Origin of the sequence: Sphingobacterium tabacisoli (assembly GCF_017908035.1) — a bacterium.
Taxonomy (GTDB): domain Bacteria; phylum Bacteroidota; class Bacteroidia; order Sphingobacteriales; family Sphingobacteriaceae; genus Sphingobacterium; species Sphingobacterium tabacisoli.
In genome coordinates, this window is the sequence record NZ_JAEQMU010000003.1 from 67,426 (window position 1) to 86,419 (window position 18,994).

The 18,994-nt window shown below is 41.0% G+C and carries 13 protein-coding genes; 4 read left to right on the plus strand and 9 right to left on the minus strand.

Annotation, left to right across the window (positions count from 1 at the left end):
- Positions 1-13: 13 nt before the first annotated feature.
- Positions 14-2,275: an inorganic phosphate transporter gene (locus JKG64_RS14245; protein WP_210354999.1), complete on the plus strand. Its 2,262-nt coding sequence runs from the start codon at positions 14-16 to the stop codon at positions 2,273-2,275.
- 35 nt (positions 2,276-2,310) lie between these two features.
- Here the strand turns inward: JKG64_RS14245 and mtaB are convergent, their stop codons facing one another.
- Entirely contained in the window at positions 2,311-3,630 is a 1,320-nt protein-coding gene (gene mtaB, locus JKG64_RS14250; protein ID WP_210355039.1) for a tRNA (N(6)-L-threonylcarbamoyladenosine(37)-C(2))-methylthiotransferase MtaB, read from the minus strand.
- Positions 3,631-3,851: 221 nt separating this feature from the next.
- On the opposite strand from mtaB, the gene JKG64_RS14255 reads away from it, so the two are divergent.
- Together JKG64_RS14255 and JKG64_RS14260 are read left to right on the plus strand one after the other, a co-directional pair.
- Positions 3,852-4,673 carry a thymidylate synthase gene (locus tag JKG64_RS14255; RefSeq protein ID WP_210355000.1) on the plus strand — a complete coding sequence of 274 codons (822 nt, stop codon included), beginning with the start codon at positions 3,852-3,854 and terminating at the stop codon, positions 4,671-4,673.
- Between the two features lie 53 nt (positions 4,674-4,726).
- Positions 4,727-5,218 (plus strand): dihydrofolate reductase, encoded by a 492-nt coding sequence (locus JKG64_RS14260; RefSeq protein WP_317195849.1) that lies wholly within the window; start codon positions 4,727-4,729, stop codon positions 5,216-5,218.
- Between the two features lie 727 nt (positions 5,219-5,945).
- Here JKG64_RS14260 and JKG64_RS14265 read toward each other — a convergent pair.
- The gene (locus tag JKG64_RS14265) at positions 5,946-6,401 is read right to left on the minus strand and encodes a hypothetical protein (RefSeq protein WP_210355001.1); all 456 of its coding nucleotides are present in this window, start codon (positions 6,399-6,401) and stop codon (positions 5,946-5,948) included.
- Between the two features lie 177 nt (positions 6,402-6,578).
- Positions 6,579-7,910 (minus strand): argininosuccinate lyase, encoded by a 1,332-nt coding sequence (argH, locus tag JKG64_RS14270; protein WP_210355002.1) that lies wholly within the window; start codon positions 7,908-7,910, stop codon positions 6,579-6,581.
- Positions 7,911-8,156: 246 nt separating this feature from the next.
- Between argH and JKG64_RS14275 the strand changes: the two genes are divergently transcribed.
- A complete protein-coding gene (locus JKG64_RS14275; RefSeq protein ID WP_210355003.1) occupies positions 8,157-9,083 on the plus strand; it encodes a DUF2167 domain-containing protein in 927 nt (308 codons plus the stop codon).
- A gap of 105 nt (positions 9,084-9,188) precedes the next feature.
- On the opposite strand, the gene JKG64_RS14280 is transcribed toward JKG64_RS14275, so the two are convergent.
- The 6 genes from JKG64_RS14280 to JKG64_RS14305 all read right to left on the minus strand — a co-directional run bounded on the left by JKG64_RS14280 (position 9,189) and on the right by JKG64_RS14305 (position 18,992).
- Positions 9,189-10,472, minus strand: coding sequence for an exo-alpha-sialidase (locus tag JKG64_RS14280; RefSeq protein WP_210355004.1), 1,284 nt, complete (start codon positions 10,470-10,472; stop codon positions 9,189-9,191).
- Between the two features lie 13 nt (positions 10,473-10,485).
- Complete coding sequence (locus JKG64_RS14285; RefSeq protein ID WP_210355005.1) at positions 10,486-11,601, minus strand: SGNH/GDSL hydrolase family protein; 1,116 nt, start codon at positions 11,599-11,601, stop codon at positions 10,486-10,488.
- Positions 11,602-11,661: 60 nt separating this feature from the next.
- A complete protein-coding gene (locus tag JKG64_RS14290) occupies positions 11,662-13,050 on the minus strand; it encodes an FISUMP domain-containing protein (RefSeq protein WP_210355006.1) in 1,389 nt (462 codons plus the stop codon).
- Positions 13,051-13,498: 448 nt separating this feature from the next.
- Positions 13,499-15,865, minus strand: coding sequence for an alpha-glucuronidase family glycosyl hydrolase (locus tag JKG64_RS14295; protein WP_210355007.1), 2,367 nt, complete (start codon positions 15,863-15,865; stop codon positions 13,499-13,501).
- 12 nt (positions 15,866-15,877) lie between these two features.
- Positions 15,878-16,966: a hypothetical protein gene (locus tag JKG64_RS14300; protein ID WP_210355008.1), complete on the minus strand. Its 1,089-nt coding sequence runs from the start codon at positions 16,964-16,966 to the stop codon at positions 15,878-15,880.
- 25 nt (positions 16,967-16,991) lie between these two features.
- Entirely contained in the window at positions 16,992-18,992 is a 2,001-nt protein-coding gene (locus JKG64_RS14305; protein WP_246512617.1) for an SUMF1/EgtB/PvdO family nonheme iron enzyme, read from the minus strand.
- Between the last annotated feature and the right edge of the window lie 2 nt (positions 18,993-18,994).

Below are 18,994 nucleotides of genomic sequence, written 5' to 3' on the forward strand. Positions count from 1 at the left end.
CAAAAATAAAACTATGGACAATTATTTATATTTAGTTATCGTCACCCTTATCACCTTAGGTGTGATCGACCTGATGGTCGGTGTAAGTAATGACGCTGTTAACTTCTTAAACTCAGCTATCGGATCTAAAGCAATTCCCTTTCGCTTGATCATGATCCTGGCAAGTGCGGGGATACTGTGCGGAGCCGTTTTCTCAAGTGGTATGATGGAGATTGCACGAAGTGGAATATACATACCCAGTATGTTTAGTTTCAATGATGTGCTGATTATATTCCTCGCGGTAATGATCACCGACATTATTCTACTGGATATCTTCAACTACTTCGGGCTACCAACTTCCACTACCGTATCCATCGTATTTGAGCTCTTGGGAGGTGCGGTCTGTTTAGGTCTATATAAAATTGCCACAACAACTGGAGATTGGTCCACCCTTTCTCAGTATATCAATACAGAGAAAGCTTCAGAGATTGTAGTAAGCATACTTCTATCCGTGATTCTATCCTTTACTGTTGGCATGGCTGTACAATACGTATCCCGCTTGATCTTTACTTTCCAATTTGAGAAAAAGATGAAATCCTTTGGGGTATTCTTTGGAGGTATAGCGCTTGCGGCGATTAGTTATTTCATCATTATTAAAGGTTTAAAAACAGTTACTTTTATTGATAAGTCGGTAAAAGATTGGATCAACACCCATGAATTACTACTGATTGCCGGGAGTTTTGTTTTATTCACAGTATTCAGTTTCATTCTGACCCGTTTAAAAATCAATATTCTTAAAGTTATTATCGGAATAGGCACATTCGCTTTAGCACTATCGTTTGCTGGAAACGATTTGGTCAACTTCATTGGTGTCCCTGTTGCAGCTATACAGGCAATTGGCTTCTTCCAAGCGTCTGGTGGCAATCCTGACACCTATATGATGGGTGAACTTGGCTCTGCCGATATCGTAGCGCCTGTATGGATTCTATTTATTTCTGGAGCTATTATGATTCTCACGCTATGGACTTCTAAGAAAGCGAAAACAGTTATTGAGACCGAAATGAGCCTAACTAGCCAAGACGCTAGCACCGAAAAATTTCAGCCCAATACCTTATCCAGGTGGATTGTCCGCAGCTTTATGAATATAGGCAATGCAATAGGCTATTTGATGCCTCGCGCTCTTCAAGCCCGTCTAGACCGTTCCTTTGAAAACGAACGTTCTACAAAAAAGAAATCACAGGACGAGCCGATGTTTGATATGGTACGTGCCTCAGTAAATCTAATGGTTGCCAGTAGTCTAATTGCATTAGGTACATCCATGAAACTCCCACTATCGACTACATATGTGACCTTTATGGTGGCTATGGGTACCGCTTTTGCGGATAGAGCATGGGATCGTGAGAGTGCTGTATACCGCGTATCTGGTGTTTTCCACGTTATCGGCGGTTGGTTCTTTACCGCTGCTTGCGCTTTTACGGGTGCCTTCATCATCGCTTATTTATTGAAGATAGGTGGTATTATGACCTTTGTAGGTGCTCTTGTACTATTAGCCATACTTTTAGTTTTCAATGCGAAAAGCCACAAGAAAAAAGTTGCTGAACAGGCAAAACGGAAATTAAAACTAGGCAAGGAAGACATACATACCTTACAACAGGTAACAGAGGCCAGTTCTAATCAAATCAGTGAAGTATTTGCAAAATCCAATATTTTCTACAAAGAAATCGTAGATGGATTGATCAAAAATGATCTGACGTCGCTATCGATGAATAAGAAACTTATCAAGAAGTTCTTAAGGGATCTGGACTCTACCAACGAAAATCTATACAGCTTTATCCGTAACCTCGACGATTCATCAGCAAAAGGTAGCCGATTCTACATTATGTCTTTAGGTTATTTACAAGATATTGTAGAAAACCTGTACGTCATTGCGACCAATGCGCACAACCATGTAGACAATAACCATAAATCATTAAAGGATTATCAAGGCAATGACCTCCGCTTAGTAGGTGATGAACTAGGCAATTGGTACGCTGAGGTCTATAATATGTATAAGCGCCGTGAATTCTTAAAGATCGACAATACGATGAAACAACGGGATCAGCTTCAAAAAGTCATCAATAATCTTGTGGATAAACAGATTGACCACATACGTACAACAGAAAATAGCCCTAAAAACACGAAGCTATACTTCTCCATACTGTTAGAAACAAATGAGCTTATCAGTTCGACGTTTAAACTTCTAAGATTGAACAAAGAATTTGAAGAGTTCAAAATAGACAACAAGAAAATTAAATAAAAAAAGCCCGCTGATGCGGGCTTTTTTTATTTAATTTAATGTGCCAATACTTCGGGCAGTTCTTCCACATCCACCTCTCCATTCTCCGAAATAGAGATGAAACGTACCGGAACAATTTCATTCACCAAAAGTGGATCATATAGTGTACGCACTTTGACATAGTTTTTGGAGAAGCCATGCATATATCCGTCTTTGATATCCGACTCGAACAGTACCTCGCCAACCGCATTAAGATTTTCTTCGTAAAAAGCACGACGTTTTTTCTCAGACAGAATATGTAGCATTTTACTACGGTCTGAGCGTTGCGCTCCAGGTACCGCACCTTCCATCTGTGCTGCAATCGTATTCTCTCGCTCCGAATAGGTAAAGACGTGTAGATAGGAGATATCCATTTCATTCAAGAAATTGTACGTATCTATAAAATCCTCACGACTCTCTCCTGGGAAACCTACAATCACATCTACACCGATACAACTATTAGGCATCAATGTTTTAATCTTTGCTACCCTTTCAGCGTACAGCTCACGCTTATAGCGCCTGCGCATCTGGGCCAATATCTTATTGCTTCCCGATTGCAACGGCATATGGAAATGAGGTACAAATCGTTTAGATTGTGCGACAAATTCGATTACCTCATTGGCCAATAGATTCGGCTCTATAGAAGAAATACGGATACGGTCTATCCCTTCGACTTCGTCCAAAGCCTTAACCAAATCGAGGAACTTATCCTGCCGCTTACCGTCACGGATTCCAAAATCTCCGATATTCACCCCCGTCAATACGATCTCCTTCACTCCTGAAGCAGCTATTTCCTCTGCTTGCTTCACTATATCTTCTATCTTACCGGAACGGGATGCACCACGCGCCAATGGTATCGTACAGAATGTACACGAATAGTCACATCCATCCTGCACCTTCAGAAACGTACGCGTACGATCCCCGATAGAAAACGCAGATACAAACTGATTGGTCTCATCAATAGGTCCATTATGAATAATGGCCTTTTCCTGTTTGGTCAGATCATTGATATGTTCAATAATATTAAACTTTTCAGCTGCTCCAAGGACCATATCTACACCAGGGATTTCCGAGATTTCCTTTGGCTTCAACTGTGCATAGCATCCTACAATAGTAATATAAGCATTTGGCGAATGTTTAAGCGCTTCCTTCACCACCTTACGACACTTCTTATCTGCATGATCCGTTACAGAACAGGTGTTAATAACATAAACATCTGCCTGCGAATTAAAAGGAGTGGTCTCGTAACCCGCATCCTTAAAAATACGACCAATAGAAGATGTCTCTGAAAAATTCAGCTTACATCCCAACGTGTAAAAAGCAACTTTTTTATTCATATCCATATAACTCGACCATTTTGTAGGCCATTTGGAAAACCCAATCCGCAAAAATACACATTTTTATAGACATGAGATTTCAGATTTTATATTTCATTATTTGAGGCAAAGATGTGATATGTTCATGACACAAAATTTCAGCTTTCACAGTAATTTTCTTAGCTTTGAATACCTCAAAACAATCGTTAGACAGATAGCAATAAGACATTTATTTATAGGGTATGAAACAGTATTTAGATTTACTTAAACACGTATACACAGAAGGGGTCGAAAAGACAGACAGAACAGGAACAGGGACACGTAGTGTGTTTGGTCATCAGATGCGTTTCAACTTAAAAGAGGGTTTTCCTTTGGTTACAACCAAGAAATTGCACCTTCGCTCCATTATCCACGAATTGATCTGGTTCTTGAAAGGCGAGACCAACATCCAGTACCTCAAAGAGAATGGGGTGAGCATCTGGGATGAGTGGGCAGACGAAAACGGAAACTTAGGTCCAGTCTATGGATCACAATGGCGGTCTTGGCCTACGCCCGACGGTGGTCATATCGATCAGATAGCGCAAATTATCCATCAACTGAAAAACAGTCCGGATTCTCGCCGCATCATCGTATCAGCATGGAACGTTGCAGAAATCAATAACATGGCTCTTCCGCCATGTCATGCCTTTTTCCAGTTCTATGTCGCTCCGGCTCAACCGGAAAAAGGCCTCTTAAAGCCACAGTTGTCCTGTCAGCTATACCAACGAAGCGCCGATATCTTCTTAGGTGTTCCGTTCAACATCGCTTCCTACGCTCTTTTGACCATGATGGTCGCGCAGGTATGTGATATGGAAGTCGCAGATTTTGTACATACACTAGGCGATGCACATATCTATAGCAACCACTTCGAGCAAACGGAACTACAGCTGTCGCGAGAGCCAAAGGCCCTACCGCAAATAAAAATCAATCCCGAAGTGAAGGATATATTCGATTTCAAATTCGAGGACTTCGAATTAGTGAACTATGAGTTCCATCCACATATCAAAGCTCCAGTAGCGGTATAGTGAATATTTCGAAGTGCTGACTTTTTTAATTTTTACTTTTTAATTTTTACTTCGTGAGTACCAAAATAACATTGATCGTAGCAGCTGCAGAAAATAATGCAATAGGTAAAGACAATCAAATGCCCTGGCATCTGCCCAACGATTTTAAATATTTCAAAAAATCGACCATAGACCATTCTATAGTGATGGGTCGCAAGACCTTCGAGTCTATCGGGAAACCTCTTCCGGAACGCCGGAATATCGTATTGACCAGAGATCAGCAATACAATAACCCAGAGATAGACGTTGCCAATAGCCTACAAGATGTCCTCACCTACTGCCGTGACGAACGGGAAATATTCATTATCGGTGGAGCAAACATCTATCAGCAGGCGCTTCCACTCGCACAGTGCGTGTTATTGACCCGGGTTCATGCGACTATTGATGGAGATGCATTCTTCCCGGAGCTACCTTCTACGGAATGGGAACTCGTGAGTCAGGAAAAACACAATAAAGACGACAAGCATGTTTACGACTATACTTTTGAGGTATGGGAAAGAAAATAAAACGATAAATATCTGTCGAAAAAAGTGAACAGTCCTTCACTTTCAGTGATCACTTCCCGCCGATTGGTGATTACTCTTAAGTGACTGGTGATTACTTTTCAGCGACGAGTGAACACTTATTTACTGTAGGTGAACACAATTGCGCACGATCTGTCTGTATTTTTATAAAAAGTAACCAGCATTAGCTAACATGTGATCATATTTTTCTAAAAAGTGAACACTTTTTAACACACAGTGACCACTTCTTATAGAATAGTAGTCACTTGATAACAATAGATGAACACTTTTTAGAAAAATGTAGTCACTTCCTAGTGATAAGGACCTGCATTACAGCAACAAGTGATCACCATTCTGCTATAAGTAACTAGTCTTTAGCAAAAAGAAATCAATTAATAACAAACATAAACCCCTTTCCCCAAAATAGTGATAGCTTTATCAGACTCTGTGTTCACTTTTCACCAAAGAGTAGATACAAGTCATCAACATGTGATCAATCGATGCAATAAAGTGAACACTCTTCATCAGCAACAAACCACTAAGTGCTACACAGTAATCACATTGTTAGAAGAAGGGATCACTGATTCCGAAGAACCAATCACTTTTTAGCACTTTTTAGCCAATAAAAAAACCTAACTGAGTAAATCAGTTAGGCTTCGAAATTATCTTAGATAGTCAAAGCAAGAATATAGCAACTATCGACAGGCCCTAAGTATTGTTTTAATCACGCCTATTTGATATAAGTTTTATTTCCGTTTTCGTTGATATAATATTTACCTCCCTTAGGTCCTTCATAGACAGGATGGCCATTGTGTTTTTCCCCAGTCAGCTTATCTTGTCCCGTAGCCTTTACGCTAGGATTTGTTGTTTTGTTAACTTTCTTTTCGGTCTTTGTCTTTTGATCGGCTTTAACTGCCTCTTCTTTTTTAACGTCCTTTACTGCTTTAGTACCCGTACTTTTTGCAGTCTCTTTTGGTTGACTTTCTTTTTTGGTCACTGAAGCATTTGCTTCTTTCGCCTTGTTTTCTGTTTTCTTAGTCTGTTGTTCGCCAGGAGCTTTTACTTCCGTTTTGCGAGCTGGTTTTTCAACAGTTTTTGCTGTTTGAGCTTGAGCACTACCTAGTCCTAAAGTAGCCACGACAGCAGCCAATGCTGCTAATTTTTGGATTGAATTTAAGGTTTTCATAACCAATAAAATTAATTAAATACATTACTGATTATATCGCAACGCAAATGCCAAAAACAACCACAAAACACTGAACATAAAACATTTAACACACTTTTAACTAAAAAAAATCTGTTGGAACACAAAAAATCCCCATCCGATTGCTCAGACAGGGATTCCTATGTTTAGTTCAAAATTCTATTTCAATAAATCATTCAGTGCCTTTTCGACCTTTTCAAAACCAAACGCCGCTTTTACCGATTCAAACATACGCTCGACTTGATCATTGCACAGATTACCTATACTGCCTTCGTGCGTATGCTGTACTTCCTTTTCTGGCTTAAATGTTCCCTCCTCAATAGCGAGACCAATATTTTTGTACGCTTCGCGGAATGGTACACCTTCCAGCACTTCATTATTAACAACTTCTACACTGAATAGGTAGTCATATTTCGGATCATCCAGTATATTTTCCTTTATCGAGATATGTTCCAACATAAAGGTTGCTATTTCCAAGCAATCGCTCAAGGATTGAAAAGCCGGAAACAAATTTTCCTTTAACAGCTGCAGATCCCGATGGTATCCCATAGGCAGATTGGTCGTCATCATCGCTATCTCGTTGGGCAAAGCCTGTATCTTATTACAGCGCGAACGGATGAGTTCGAATACATCGGGGTTTTTCTTGTGTGGCATAATACTCGAACCTGTCGTCAAATGCGCAGGAAATGAGATAAAGCCAAAGTTCTGATTGATGTACAACGTCACATCCATGGCAAATTTGGCCAACGTAGCTGCTATTGAACTCATCGCCTGTGCTACGATGCGTTCGGTCTTGCCCCTTCCCATCTGTGCGTATACGACATTGTAATTAAGGTCTTCAAAACCTAGTAACTCGGTGGTCATAGTCCGGTTCAACGGAAAAGAAGAGCCATAACCCGCGGCAGAACCTAAAGGGTTCTTATTACTCACCGTCCAGGCGGCTTTCAACAAATGTAGATCGTCGACCAAACTCTCAGCATATGCTCCAAACCAAAGACCAAAAGAAGATGGCATAGCGATCTGCAGATGTGTATACCCTGGCATCAACACGCTTTTATACCGCTCGCTACAGGAAATCAATTGCTTGAACAGTACTTCTGTACCATCAAATAACGTTTTAATCTCGGATCTAAAATAGAGCTTCAGATCGACGAGCACCTGATCATTGCGGGAACGTCCAGAATGTATCTTCTTTCCGGCTTCGCCTATACGCTGTGTAAGCATCATCTCCACCTGAGAATGCACATCTTCGACGCTGTCTTCAATTATAAATGAACCGTCCTGTATCTCTTGGTAAATTTTCTTCAGTTCCTGCTGAACAGCCTGAAGGTCCTCCACAGTCATCAGCCCGATGCTATGCAACATACGTGTGTGTGCCAAAGAGCCTAACACATCAGCCTCGGCCAACTGTAGATCCATCTCCCGGTCGTTACCTACCGTAAATGACTCTACAAACGAATCAACATCTATATTTTTTTGCCAAATTTTCATCTATTCACTTATTTATTTTGTGATAAACTTACTCTATAGTGATTAATTCTATTACCAGCTTATGACCGTTTTATTAATCCTAATTAACATACCGCAAAAATAGCATTATTTTAACAAAACGCTTACACACTTATCAATAGCCTAAAAAGAAACCGCAAACAAGACAGAAATAATTTACAAAGATCTCTGAAATAAGATAATCCATTACTTTTTTGTACCTTCGGAGATTTTTAATTCAAAATTCATATGAACAAATATTTACTTACAATCTTTACACTACTTTTAGCTGTATGTGTATCTGCAGAATCACCTGATTCTACAGAAATTGCTATCAAAGAAATAGAGCAGTCTCTAAAATATCAAACTGGCACTATAAAACTTAAAGAAGGCCACGGCACCCTAATCGTTCCTAAGGGGTTTCATTTTTTAGACAAAGAACAAAGCAGCTATGTACTCAGCGATCTATGGGGCAATCCAGAAGACAACAGCATTATAGGCATGCTATTTCCTACAAATATCGGCGTACTGGACGATCACTCTTGGGGTTTTACGATAAGCTATGACCCTATGGGATATGTTAACGATAATGATGCTAACACCATCAACTACGACGATCTCCTCGCTTCCAACAAAAAAGATATATTAGCTGAGAACCAAGAAAGATTAGGTGCTGGATACGGTTCGATTGAATTGGTTGGCTGGGCTTCGACACCATATTATGACAACAACCAAAAAGTACTACATTGGGCAAAAGAGATAAAATTTGATGGAGACAGCGCCAACACACTCAATTATAACTTGCGCATTTTAGGTAGAGAAGGAATATACCTCATTAACGCCGTCGCTTCGATGGACGAACTTCCAGAGGTTAATAAAAATGTAGATCAATTGCTTGCTAGCGTCAAATTTGACGAGGGCTATAGATATGAGGATTACACAGATGGCGACCAGATTGCATCTTGGACAGTTGGTGGCTTAGTAGCAGGAAAAATTTTAGCAAAAACAGGTTTTTTCGCCGCAATACTAAAATTTTGGAAAGTGATAGCTATCGGTGTGGTCGGTGGTTTTAGCTTCTTATGGAAAAAGATAAGCGGAAGAAAAGAGGACGTGATCCTTGAAAACGAAACGGAAAAACTAACCGATGACAACGAGGAAGAATCCACAAAACTCTAGTCTCCTCCCTGTCGAAAATAAGATGCTAGCCGGGGTATACCAACTTATACCCCGGTTTTTCTTTACAGTATCTCTCTACTACCCCAATAAATATCCTTCTAGCACTTAAACTTGAGCAATCAGTTTATCTACTGCAATCCGTGTAATCTCAACGTCTTCTTTATTTGTAGCATAGGCGACATACAAATAGCCTTTCCAGACAAAGCTTCCTGGATAGCTATAGCCCTCAGTTTTACTTATTCCATCATAGCGTCTTGGTTGCGGAACATCGCGTAGCAAAAATGACTTGTTAAATAGCTTACCGTTTTTACTTAATGTAACCGTCAAGGGAACACGTCTTCTCGTAGGGACTGGATTATTGACAAAATAGGAGACAGAACCACTGAGATTTCCAGCACATTGCATGGAATCTGAATCAGGGATATTAGTCAACGTCGGTTTCGACCATGTCGCCCCATTATCCTGACTTACCGCGGCCAACAATTTCCATGTACGTGGTGCCGCATCAAAATACAAATCCCGAAAAAGTATAACCAGCTCTCCTTCCAATCGTCCAAAAAAACTAGCCTCGACAGCGCGTGCAACTTTTTCATTGCTATTGACATTATAATCAGGCAAGTCTGGTAATAGAGCTTGCTTCCAATCAGAAAGTCCATCCTTCGAATCAGAATACATAATCCGCGTTCCCCGAACCTCTTTAAAAGCACCTGTACCCAAACCATGGCATATCATAATATAACGCCCATTAGGCAGTCTTCTCGCGCTCTCACTAGGGGCAGCGTTCCGGATCAATACTTTTGGCTCTGTCCAAGCTATCCCGTCAGTAGAAGAACAATACTCTGTAATTGATGTTTTATTAGCTTTATCTCCAGCAATCAATAGACAGTGCAATTGATTCCCGTCTGTAAGCCAGCCTCCACTTGCTCTATTCGCAGGTCCAACCTGTATCGGTTTTTCCCAGGTCGTCCCGTTGGACGAGTAACTGTAGTACACATAAGAGATTTCGCTCGTTTCATGTAAGGGATGCCCCACCCATGTCGCGTACAACTTACCCTTGAACTCCACAAGCTGCGGATGGTTATTAAACTTCATATCCAACGGCTGATCAGGACGGAACACCATAATCTGCTCTGTGCCATCCAAATACTGCAACCCTAAATCATCCTTTTTACTTTGGTTAAATAACCCATTGCTGATACTCACCTGAGGATCCGTTTCAACAGGTGTTGGTTCAGGTATAAAGGTCTCTTCTTCCTCACTGCCTCCTTTAGTACAGGACATTAAGGCACGACTAGATGTCAGTGCAAATGAGGAAAGAACAATCTGCCGGATAAATTTCCGCCTTCCTTCTCTATGTTTACCGTCTATTAAGCTTTTTAGTATATTCATATTTATAGGTTGGTTATTTTTTTAGTGCAGTAATCCTGTTTATTAATCGCAGATAGGAGGCCTCTGCATATTGTGTCATACCTAGATCGGAAGGATGAACTCCATCGATAGTACTATTAACGCCTAAATTAATCTCTTCTGCTTTCAAAACGTAGACATTACTATCTTTACCTTCTACCTGGTCCTTTATAAATCTGTTAAAATTACGGTTTACCCGCTCATAATCTTTTTGCGATGCATCATTGACTAATTCAATTGTTGCGATAGCATGCTCGGTAAAGATTATTGGAGTGGTGGGATTTTCCATTCTTAGCCTGTTCAATGCATATACCAGTCGTTGATAAACATCTTCATCTTTAAATGCGACAAGATTTGGTAAACAATCAATAATATAGATTGAAGCTTTCTTTTTCGCAATCAGATCGACCAGTTCTTTCTCCAGCCTTCCATTTCCGGAGAATCCAAGATTAATAATGGGACTACGAGTCTCTCGGCCCAGAATAGCGCTCCACGACAGTCCAGCCCGGGATGCAGAGGCCCCTTGGGCGATTGAAGTTCCATAAATAATAATCGGCGCTTCGGGATTAGACTTCCATATGATATTCGCGTTATGCCTAATTCCAAATTGAAAATCAGAGATATTATTGTACAAAGGAAAGTACAAACGATAAAACAATACCTTATCATTACCTAAACCATCAAATAGCAACTGCATCTTATCCTTTTCAAAGGAAACATATTTTCCTTTCACCCAAATCCATTTACCCGAGGCCATCTTGGCATACATATCCATTCCTGACACGCCTATCGAAGACATATTCTTCAAGGATTCTTTGCCTCCGTATTTATACTCCAGCACAAGGCTATCACTGTTGGTTGTAAAATCAACATAAATCCCGGAAGAGTTTCTGGAAAGTCGCCATACATCCTGCCTTACGGAATCCTTATAAATTCCGGGAAGCCGATCGAACCTATTTACTACGTCATTTCCCCACCCCTGCCCTTGTACAACGACAGTTTTGTCAGCCTGAAAATCAATCCATCGAAAGTTTGGATATTCCTGCCCATTTAGTAGGGAAACCCAACAAGAAAAACTATAAAGTAAAATAAAAAACCGTTTATTCATCATATTCTATGTTTTGCTATCCCTATACTACATCATAAATAGTATAGGGATAAAATGACTTATCTACTTCGAAGAATCCCTAACGCAACGACACGAATACCCTGTCGATTTAGAAGCTCCCTGTAAATAATTAGTAGTACCTGAATGGTAGGAATAATGCAGGATAAAAACCCGGGCATTATTAGCAGAACTAGATGTTGCTGTCCATAGACCTGCATATTGACCGCTACCGGAAAATGCACCGTCACCTCCGCCTGCGGTACCTGCATTACGATGCCGTACTGCTGCCATACTAAACCCACTCGCATTATTTGTTGCAACGGCGTTATTACCGATAGCACCAACAGTACTACTGCCCGTCCAATTATCTGCGATTCCACTGTTATTATCAGCCAGTTCTTTTAGAAAGCTCGTACCACCTCCATACGTAGTCTTCACATAGTCGAACAGCTCTATTAAATCACTTTCTGTTGGAACACGCCACCCTTCAGGACATAACCTCCCTGTATTGACCACACCAAATGTGTAGTATATAAACGGTGTGTTGATCCGTGTGCTATATCCACCAATAGCATCAAAGGTGATGGCATTCCATCCCGCATTAGTACTTGCATTCGCAATAGCGATATTATCTTTATATCTGGTCGTCTGTAAGTTTTTTAACATCCACCATCGATTCCCAAAACGCTTAGTTGGATAGCTATTCCCTTCCACGTCGGTGACGGTACCTGTTGTTGGTTCTGCTCCTTTCTGTGTAATCACAATCCGAATTTCAGAATCACCACTCTGTATAGTCACTAATGCCAAACGTTCTTCCTCAGAAATATTTTGCTGCAACATAAACTGCAAGGTATGCGTTCCCTTCCCTGCCTCGTAACGAGAAAGACGGATCCAACTCGGAACACCTGTCAAATCAGCATCCTCCACTCTAGCATTCCACGGACCGCTCGTGGTAAAAGTAACAGGAAGGGCATTTTCTATATTACCTTCAATGGTTTGACTCAGTAATGTTTCATCATCCACAACGATATCAGGCCCATCCTGCGGAAATTCTCCATTTTCCAAAGTCGCTTCTTGAGTGATACGCACAAGCAACTTAGAATTACCACTCGAGAATGTAATGACTGCGGACCGACGTTGCCCGGTACGATTGCGTTTCAAATCTATCCGCACGATATGGCTTCCTTCAATACCATGGTCTGAAGAGGTGGAAATCCAATTTGGCTCATTCGAATCAGAAGTCTGCGCAATACTAGAGGTCCATTCCCCCGTTGTTGCAAAGAACACTTCATCTGTCCCTTGTATATCATCAGCATAGACTATTTGTTCTAGCGATTGTCCTTCTTTAGCGACTAAATCGACATCCTTGTCTTTTTTACACGCATAAAAAAAGCAGAGCAGTACACTTAAAATAGCATAACTACATATTCCTGTTTTTACTCTCATATTCATATGTAAATAATTTGTCTTTTAACGGTCATATGGAATATCCAAAGTATTTTCACTCGTCTTTGTGCAGCCTGTACTACATGGATATTTCATATGTAAATAATTTGTCTTTTAACGGTCATATGGAATATCCAAAGTATTTTCACTCGTCTTTGTGCAGCCTGTACTACATGGATATTTCATATGTAAATAAGTTGTCTTTTAACGGCCATATGGAATATCCAAAGTATTTTCACTCGTCTTTGTGCAGCCTGTACTACATGGATATTTCATATGTAAATAATTTGTCTTTTAACGGCCATATGGAATATCCAAAGTATTTTCATTCGTCTTTGTGCAGCCTGTACTACATGGATATTTCATATGTAAATAATTACTTGGTGATCCGCCAGCCGGCGAATCGGTTACTATTTCATGGATACGCTATTTGTGAGTTTATCTTATTTCATACTTATAGTACTGTATCCTTTTTTTTCAGAATCCAAACTTCGGCTATCTGAGATATCGTCTGTCCTTCCTCTGCTTTCCATGTGAGGTTGATCCCCCCATCTAATGTTAGCTTTTTCGGAATTTCAAACTCGTATATACGTGATTTGTCTGGGACCTGGTAGTCGTGCAACGTGTGTCCATCCACTACCAATTGGATTTTCTGGTTCTTGAACACACCTCCATAAGCTATACGAATAATATAGGAACTACCTTTGTCCAGGTTATCGTACCTAACAGTGACCGGTGTGTCGTATAAACCCGAAATTTGGCGTCTTTGGGCCAATGGTATTTTAGCTTCCGTACTTCCAAAGTAAACACGCGGCGTTTTAAGAGTGCCCGGATCGGTAGCCCAATTTTCTAAACCCTGAATTCGCATTAATGATTCCGGAGAGCCTAGATTATCATAATACTCCTGACTGCCGACGGAGGTACGGTTTACAATTTTACCCAATGCCTCCCTTTGCTCTATTTCGGACGACATACTTTCAATTTTACTGAATTGATCCAGTAGCCATTCCTTATTATTTAATGGAAAATCAATATTTCGAGAACTCGACATGGGCTGAATTTCCATAAGCCACCGATAATTATCTCCAATATTCAACGTTCCTGTTTTAGCATTGGCGCTATAGATTTGATGACACTTATTTTTATAACTGTTAAATAATTCATCCACATTACGTCTATGGAGAAAACGCTTTGCATTACTGATTACGGTCTCGATTCCAAGCGCTTTATTTTTAGTTAGTTCGTCCAGCGCCAGGGCTTCCGACTCTGTTTCATAGACCAGCCTTACACTCTGATACATATCATAATATGCCTTGAACAAGAGCATTTGAAATCTTGGATTATCCAACGTTCCTTTACCTACTGTTTTCTCCAGATCCTGCCAAAGCTTCAGGGTCTGACTAATAGTCGACGAATTAGTTATAAGTGGACCATCAAAGTTCTTTTCTAAGCCTTCTACCCCCCTTACAAATAGATCTACATCTTGTATACCTAGGAATAACCGTGCGTAATCTTGTAATGTCACCCGTACATCTGTAGAGGCATCCCATTCCTGGTCGCTCCAAATAAACTTATTCAAATCATCATAATTTGCTTCGGAATAAGTGATACTTCCTGCGTTTAAATCGCTGTACAGATTATGGATGTGCTTTTGCATGGCGGGCAACGGATTAATACTGGATCTTCCATAAGTCATAGCAAAAGCCATATCCAGATTAAGAACTGGATACTGTGAGTTCATCGGATGACAAATATCCGGTAGAGTTACCATCTGGACTGAAGGATGCAGATATGAACGCATTTCGAACATCGGTACCTTGCCCCAAGGCGCAAAAATAAAACCACCCAGCCATTCCTTTCTCTCATTGGTTTTATGGACAAAAGTATCTACCCATTCCTGTGTCATATGAAAAGATTGCATCGACACCCAGATTTTTGCTTTAGGCTGTATTTCATTCAACAATCCTTTCAGAACGTCAAGGTAGCCAAAATACTCCGCTGGCTTCAGGGTCCCGGGATCTCCCCCAGGAACAAATATCGCATCAACATGAGGCAGTTTACCCAAACGTTCTCTTCTACGTTCCAGTTGCAATTTCAATCCCTCCTCTGTCGTATAGTAACCATTTGCTTTGTTGTTGTTATCGCATGGATCATACAGCCAGACTTCCATACCGTATTTTTTGCTTGCCGCTATCTGTGATGCTGTGATATCTGTAGAAAGCTGCACGACATTCATACCAAATAAAGCCAGATCACGAACATACTGCTCAAAGTAAGCTATCCCCCAAGGTTCGTTTACTCCTTTTTTATGGATATGCAGCCCTTGAGAACGTATCGTTTTGCTGGGAGTAGACGAAATCGCCTTTAACAAAGCTAAATCGACATTCTTATCCTTCATCTGTATCTTACGAAGTACATGCCCCACACCATATAGACAGCCTCTACTATCATGTCCGATAATAAGTAATGTATTTCGCTTGTCGTTTTTTTTTACCTTAAAGCCGTCTTTACCGATCTTTGGTAAAGCATCTAATTCGTGGTTGCTTCCTTCTACTCTTGCTTTTGCCGATTTTTCTGTACCGACAAAAATCGTTAGCACTCCCTTCTTGAATGACTCAGGCTTCGACACCATCCGAATAGCTACAGTGGACCTTTTTGCAATCTCTTCAGAAAGTACTGTTGCACTTTGCTGAATTAAGGCATCCTGATTATCAAGAACAACAATGTCTATTCCCGTATAGGAGGGCTCTTGTCCATGGCTACGAACAATTGTGCCTAAAATTCCTAGAAAGAGCACAACTATCTTTCTCCAATTTTTCATATGCACCTTTGGTTAATTACTAGGTGCCCATACGAGACTTCTAAACGTCTGTCCTGTATTGGACTTTGCCAACACCTTGGATGCTCCCATATTAATATCTTCATTATGACCAGACATGTCCGCTATCTCATACAAAACACCATCTCCACCTCGCGTATTGGCGCTTGAGATTATATATAGCTTAGCTTTGCCATTTTCTTCTTTAGCCTCGACACCGGTCAGATCTTTCAAGTCAGTATACTCACCATTGAAAACCCACTTATTACCTACCTGCGAATACTTAAATATCCCTTCCTGAAATGTCATTACATAAGCGACATTCTTTGCCGGCTGGTCTTTCCCGGCCAGGTTAACGATTATGAAACCCGTCCCATTTTTAAAGCGGGGATCTCCTGTTATATTCGCAAACTTAGTTCCCGGAGTTGTACTATTTTTCGCACTGACACGGTAGAGACGTGCCCCGTCCCCCATGAATAAATCGCCTGCATAAAATCGAATCTGCCGAATACTCATTCCTCCTATGTGTGTACCTTGATTAGTTCCCTTAGTCAAATGGAAAAGGCCTCCATTTCCTGCGACACCTCCCCCGGACATCCATACATCTGTCCCATCTATAGAAGCCGCGCTACGGTATGCATTTTCGCTAAATGGATTGTTTGCCGTAGTTTCAGAATTCACTTTGCCATCAATATCGACAAGAGCAACAACTCTATTCACTACTGCCGATGACTTATTGACAACAGTCTCCCCTAGTGGGGCATCATAACCCGGCACCACGATATACTTTCCGTTATCAGAAAGACTGATCCATCCCGAAAGGATGTCTCTTCCGATAGCTGTAATTCGTCTATTTGCACCGCTTTTGTCTGAAGGTAATGCGATAGATTGTACCAGATCAGCTTTATCAACTGAAAGCTTATATTCGTCCAGGTAAATCGGACAGGCTTTATCACTATTGATATCACCACTGGAATTGGCATCTCCAATCCTATATATTACCAAGTTGCCCTGGGTGATTTTCTTTGCTTGTGCTAAAACTATATTAGTTGAAATAAGTATCGCTGAAGCGATTCCTAGAGTCGTTAAAAAACATTTTTTCATGATAATTTGGGTTTATTAGATTTAATTATTGTGTTAGCCATTGTAAGTTAAAACGGTAGTGCAACGCACTACTAAAGAGATGGATAATATTATCCGGTGTCTGTGTCAACGCGAGGTAGCCCTTAGGTTCTGCATGATATTGATCCATCTTAAAATGTCCCGTAAATGCTCCACCATAGAGGTAACGTTCTTTACCATCGGTTATGAGCTTCTTGATAGGCCATGTCTTCCCTTCATCGTAGGATACTGCCGCATACATTCCGTAACCGATATAGCTTCCTTCCGGCCCCATAAACGGCATTCCCTGTCGATGTTTTACGTCAATTCTGCCATCTGTAAATGAAATCAGCAATAGTGCTCCTTCATTCAACCTTTTAAGAATTAAGCGTTGTCCGCTTGATATAGGAGGAAACTCGCTCGCGGCATATCTCCAAGTCCCGCCAAGATCATCCGAGATACTCATCGGCATATAGTTCTTACCGTCCTTCTTGATATTGTCATCGCGTCCTAATGCCAGTAGTCTTCCATCTTTCAACTCAACAACTCCTGCATGGATACCAGCGATTTTATTCCCTGTTCCATGCTCGCTGTATTGAGGAATTAGATCTCGATTTTTATCCGATGAAGACCAGGTCTTGCCCTTGTCTTTGGAGATATGTAAAATAGACCCTCCCCGTACCGTTGGCGTCGCGTCACAGACCTGTACTAGATAACCTTTGGCTGTCTTAAACATTCCAGCGATAACCTGATTACCGACCTCATGCTCAGGATTTACAAAAACGGGACTTGTCCATGTAAAACCGTTATCCCTGCTCTCCCGAAGTACAAGAGCTAAATTCTTCCATGTTCCTGCGGCTTCGACACCATTCGTATGATAAATCACGTCTGCTTCCTGGTCATAAAAAAGGGAAGAGCCTGTCATGTTCCTATCTGGCACATTAAAAAATAGAGACGGTGAGGTCCAACTAGTAGCACCCTCCTTCAATCTGCTTGACAGGACTGTCATTTCGCGTCCCTTTTCATCTTCTGTAGAAAACCAAACAGCTAATAGATCACCATTTGGTGTCCAGGTGACCGCTGGGCAGTGGTTATGATAAAACAGTCCTTTTTGTATACCTAATGAATCTGTTTTCACAAAAGAGATAGGTTCCTCAAAGACCGGCTTCTGCATTATACTCCAATTCTTCTTTGGAGCATTGCTCCGCGTATTCACGCTCTGACTTTCTTGAAAGGTAAGCTTAGTATCTGTCCTCACTTCTACCACTCGGAATCCCGTAAACATCGTTCTATCTTCAGGTATAAGTGCACTCCTATTTGCTGAACGAAGAAATTCAACAGGTGTATTATGACTTCCCCCCCGTGTGACACGATATACGCCCTCTTTATAGCCCCCGGGATCTAATGCCACATTATCACTATAAGCGCCATAATAATCTAGACACCATTCTTCTACATTGCCATGCATATCGTATATCCCCCACTGATTGGGTGCAGATTGCTTAACATGGAGAGAAACAACCTTCGGGTCCCAACTTACCACTTGATTTTTTTCCATTGCTTTCGGCAGTACCCGATCGCCTATTGCATAAGGGCTCATGGTACCAGCTCTGCATACATACTCCCATTCCGCCTCTGTCGGAAGGCGGTAGTTCTTACCTTCTTTCTTAGACAGCCACTCGCAAAAAGCAACCGCATCGTGGTAACTCACATAGATAACAGCTTCATCATCCTCATTAGAAAAGCCATTTTTACCCCGTAAAGCCCGATGCGAAGCTTGAAAGGTCTCGTACTGCTTGTTCGTGATTTCGGTAGCTGCTATACGAAACGCCCCCGTCAGTTGTACCTTATGGGCAGGCGATTCGTCATAGTCCTTACCGTAACCGGCACTCCCCATCAAAAAATATCCTGGGCTGATATCGACCATTTCCAAACCAATGGAATTGACATGCTGTGCATATACAAATTGCCCCGAATGGAAAACTAAAACAATACCAAATAACAGCTTCATTAATTTATTCTTTCCCATAA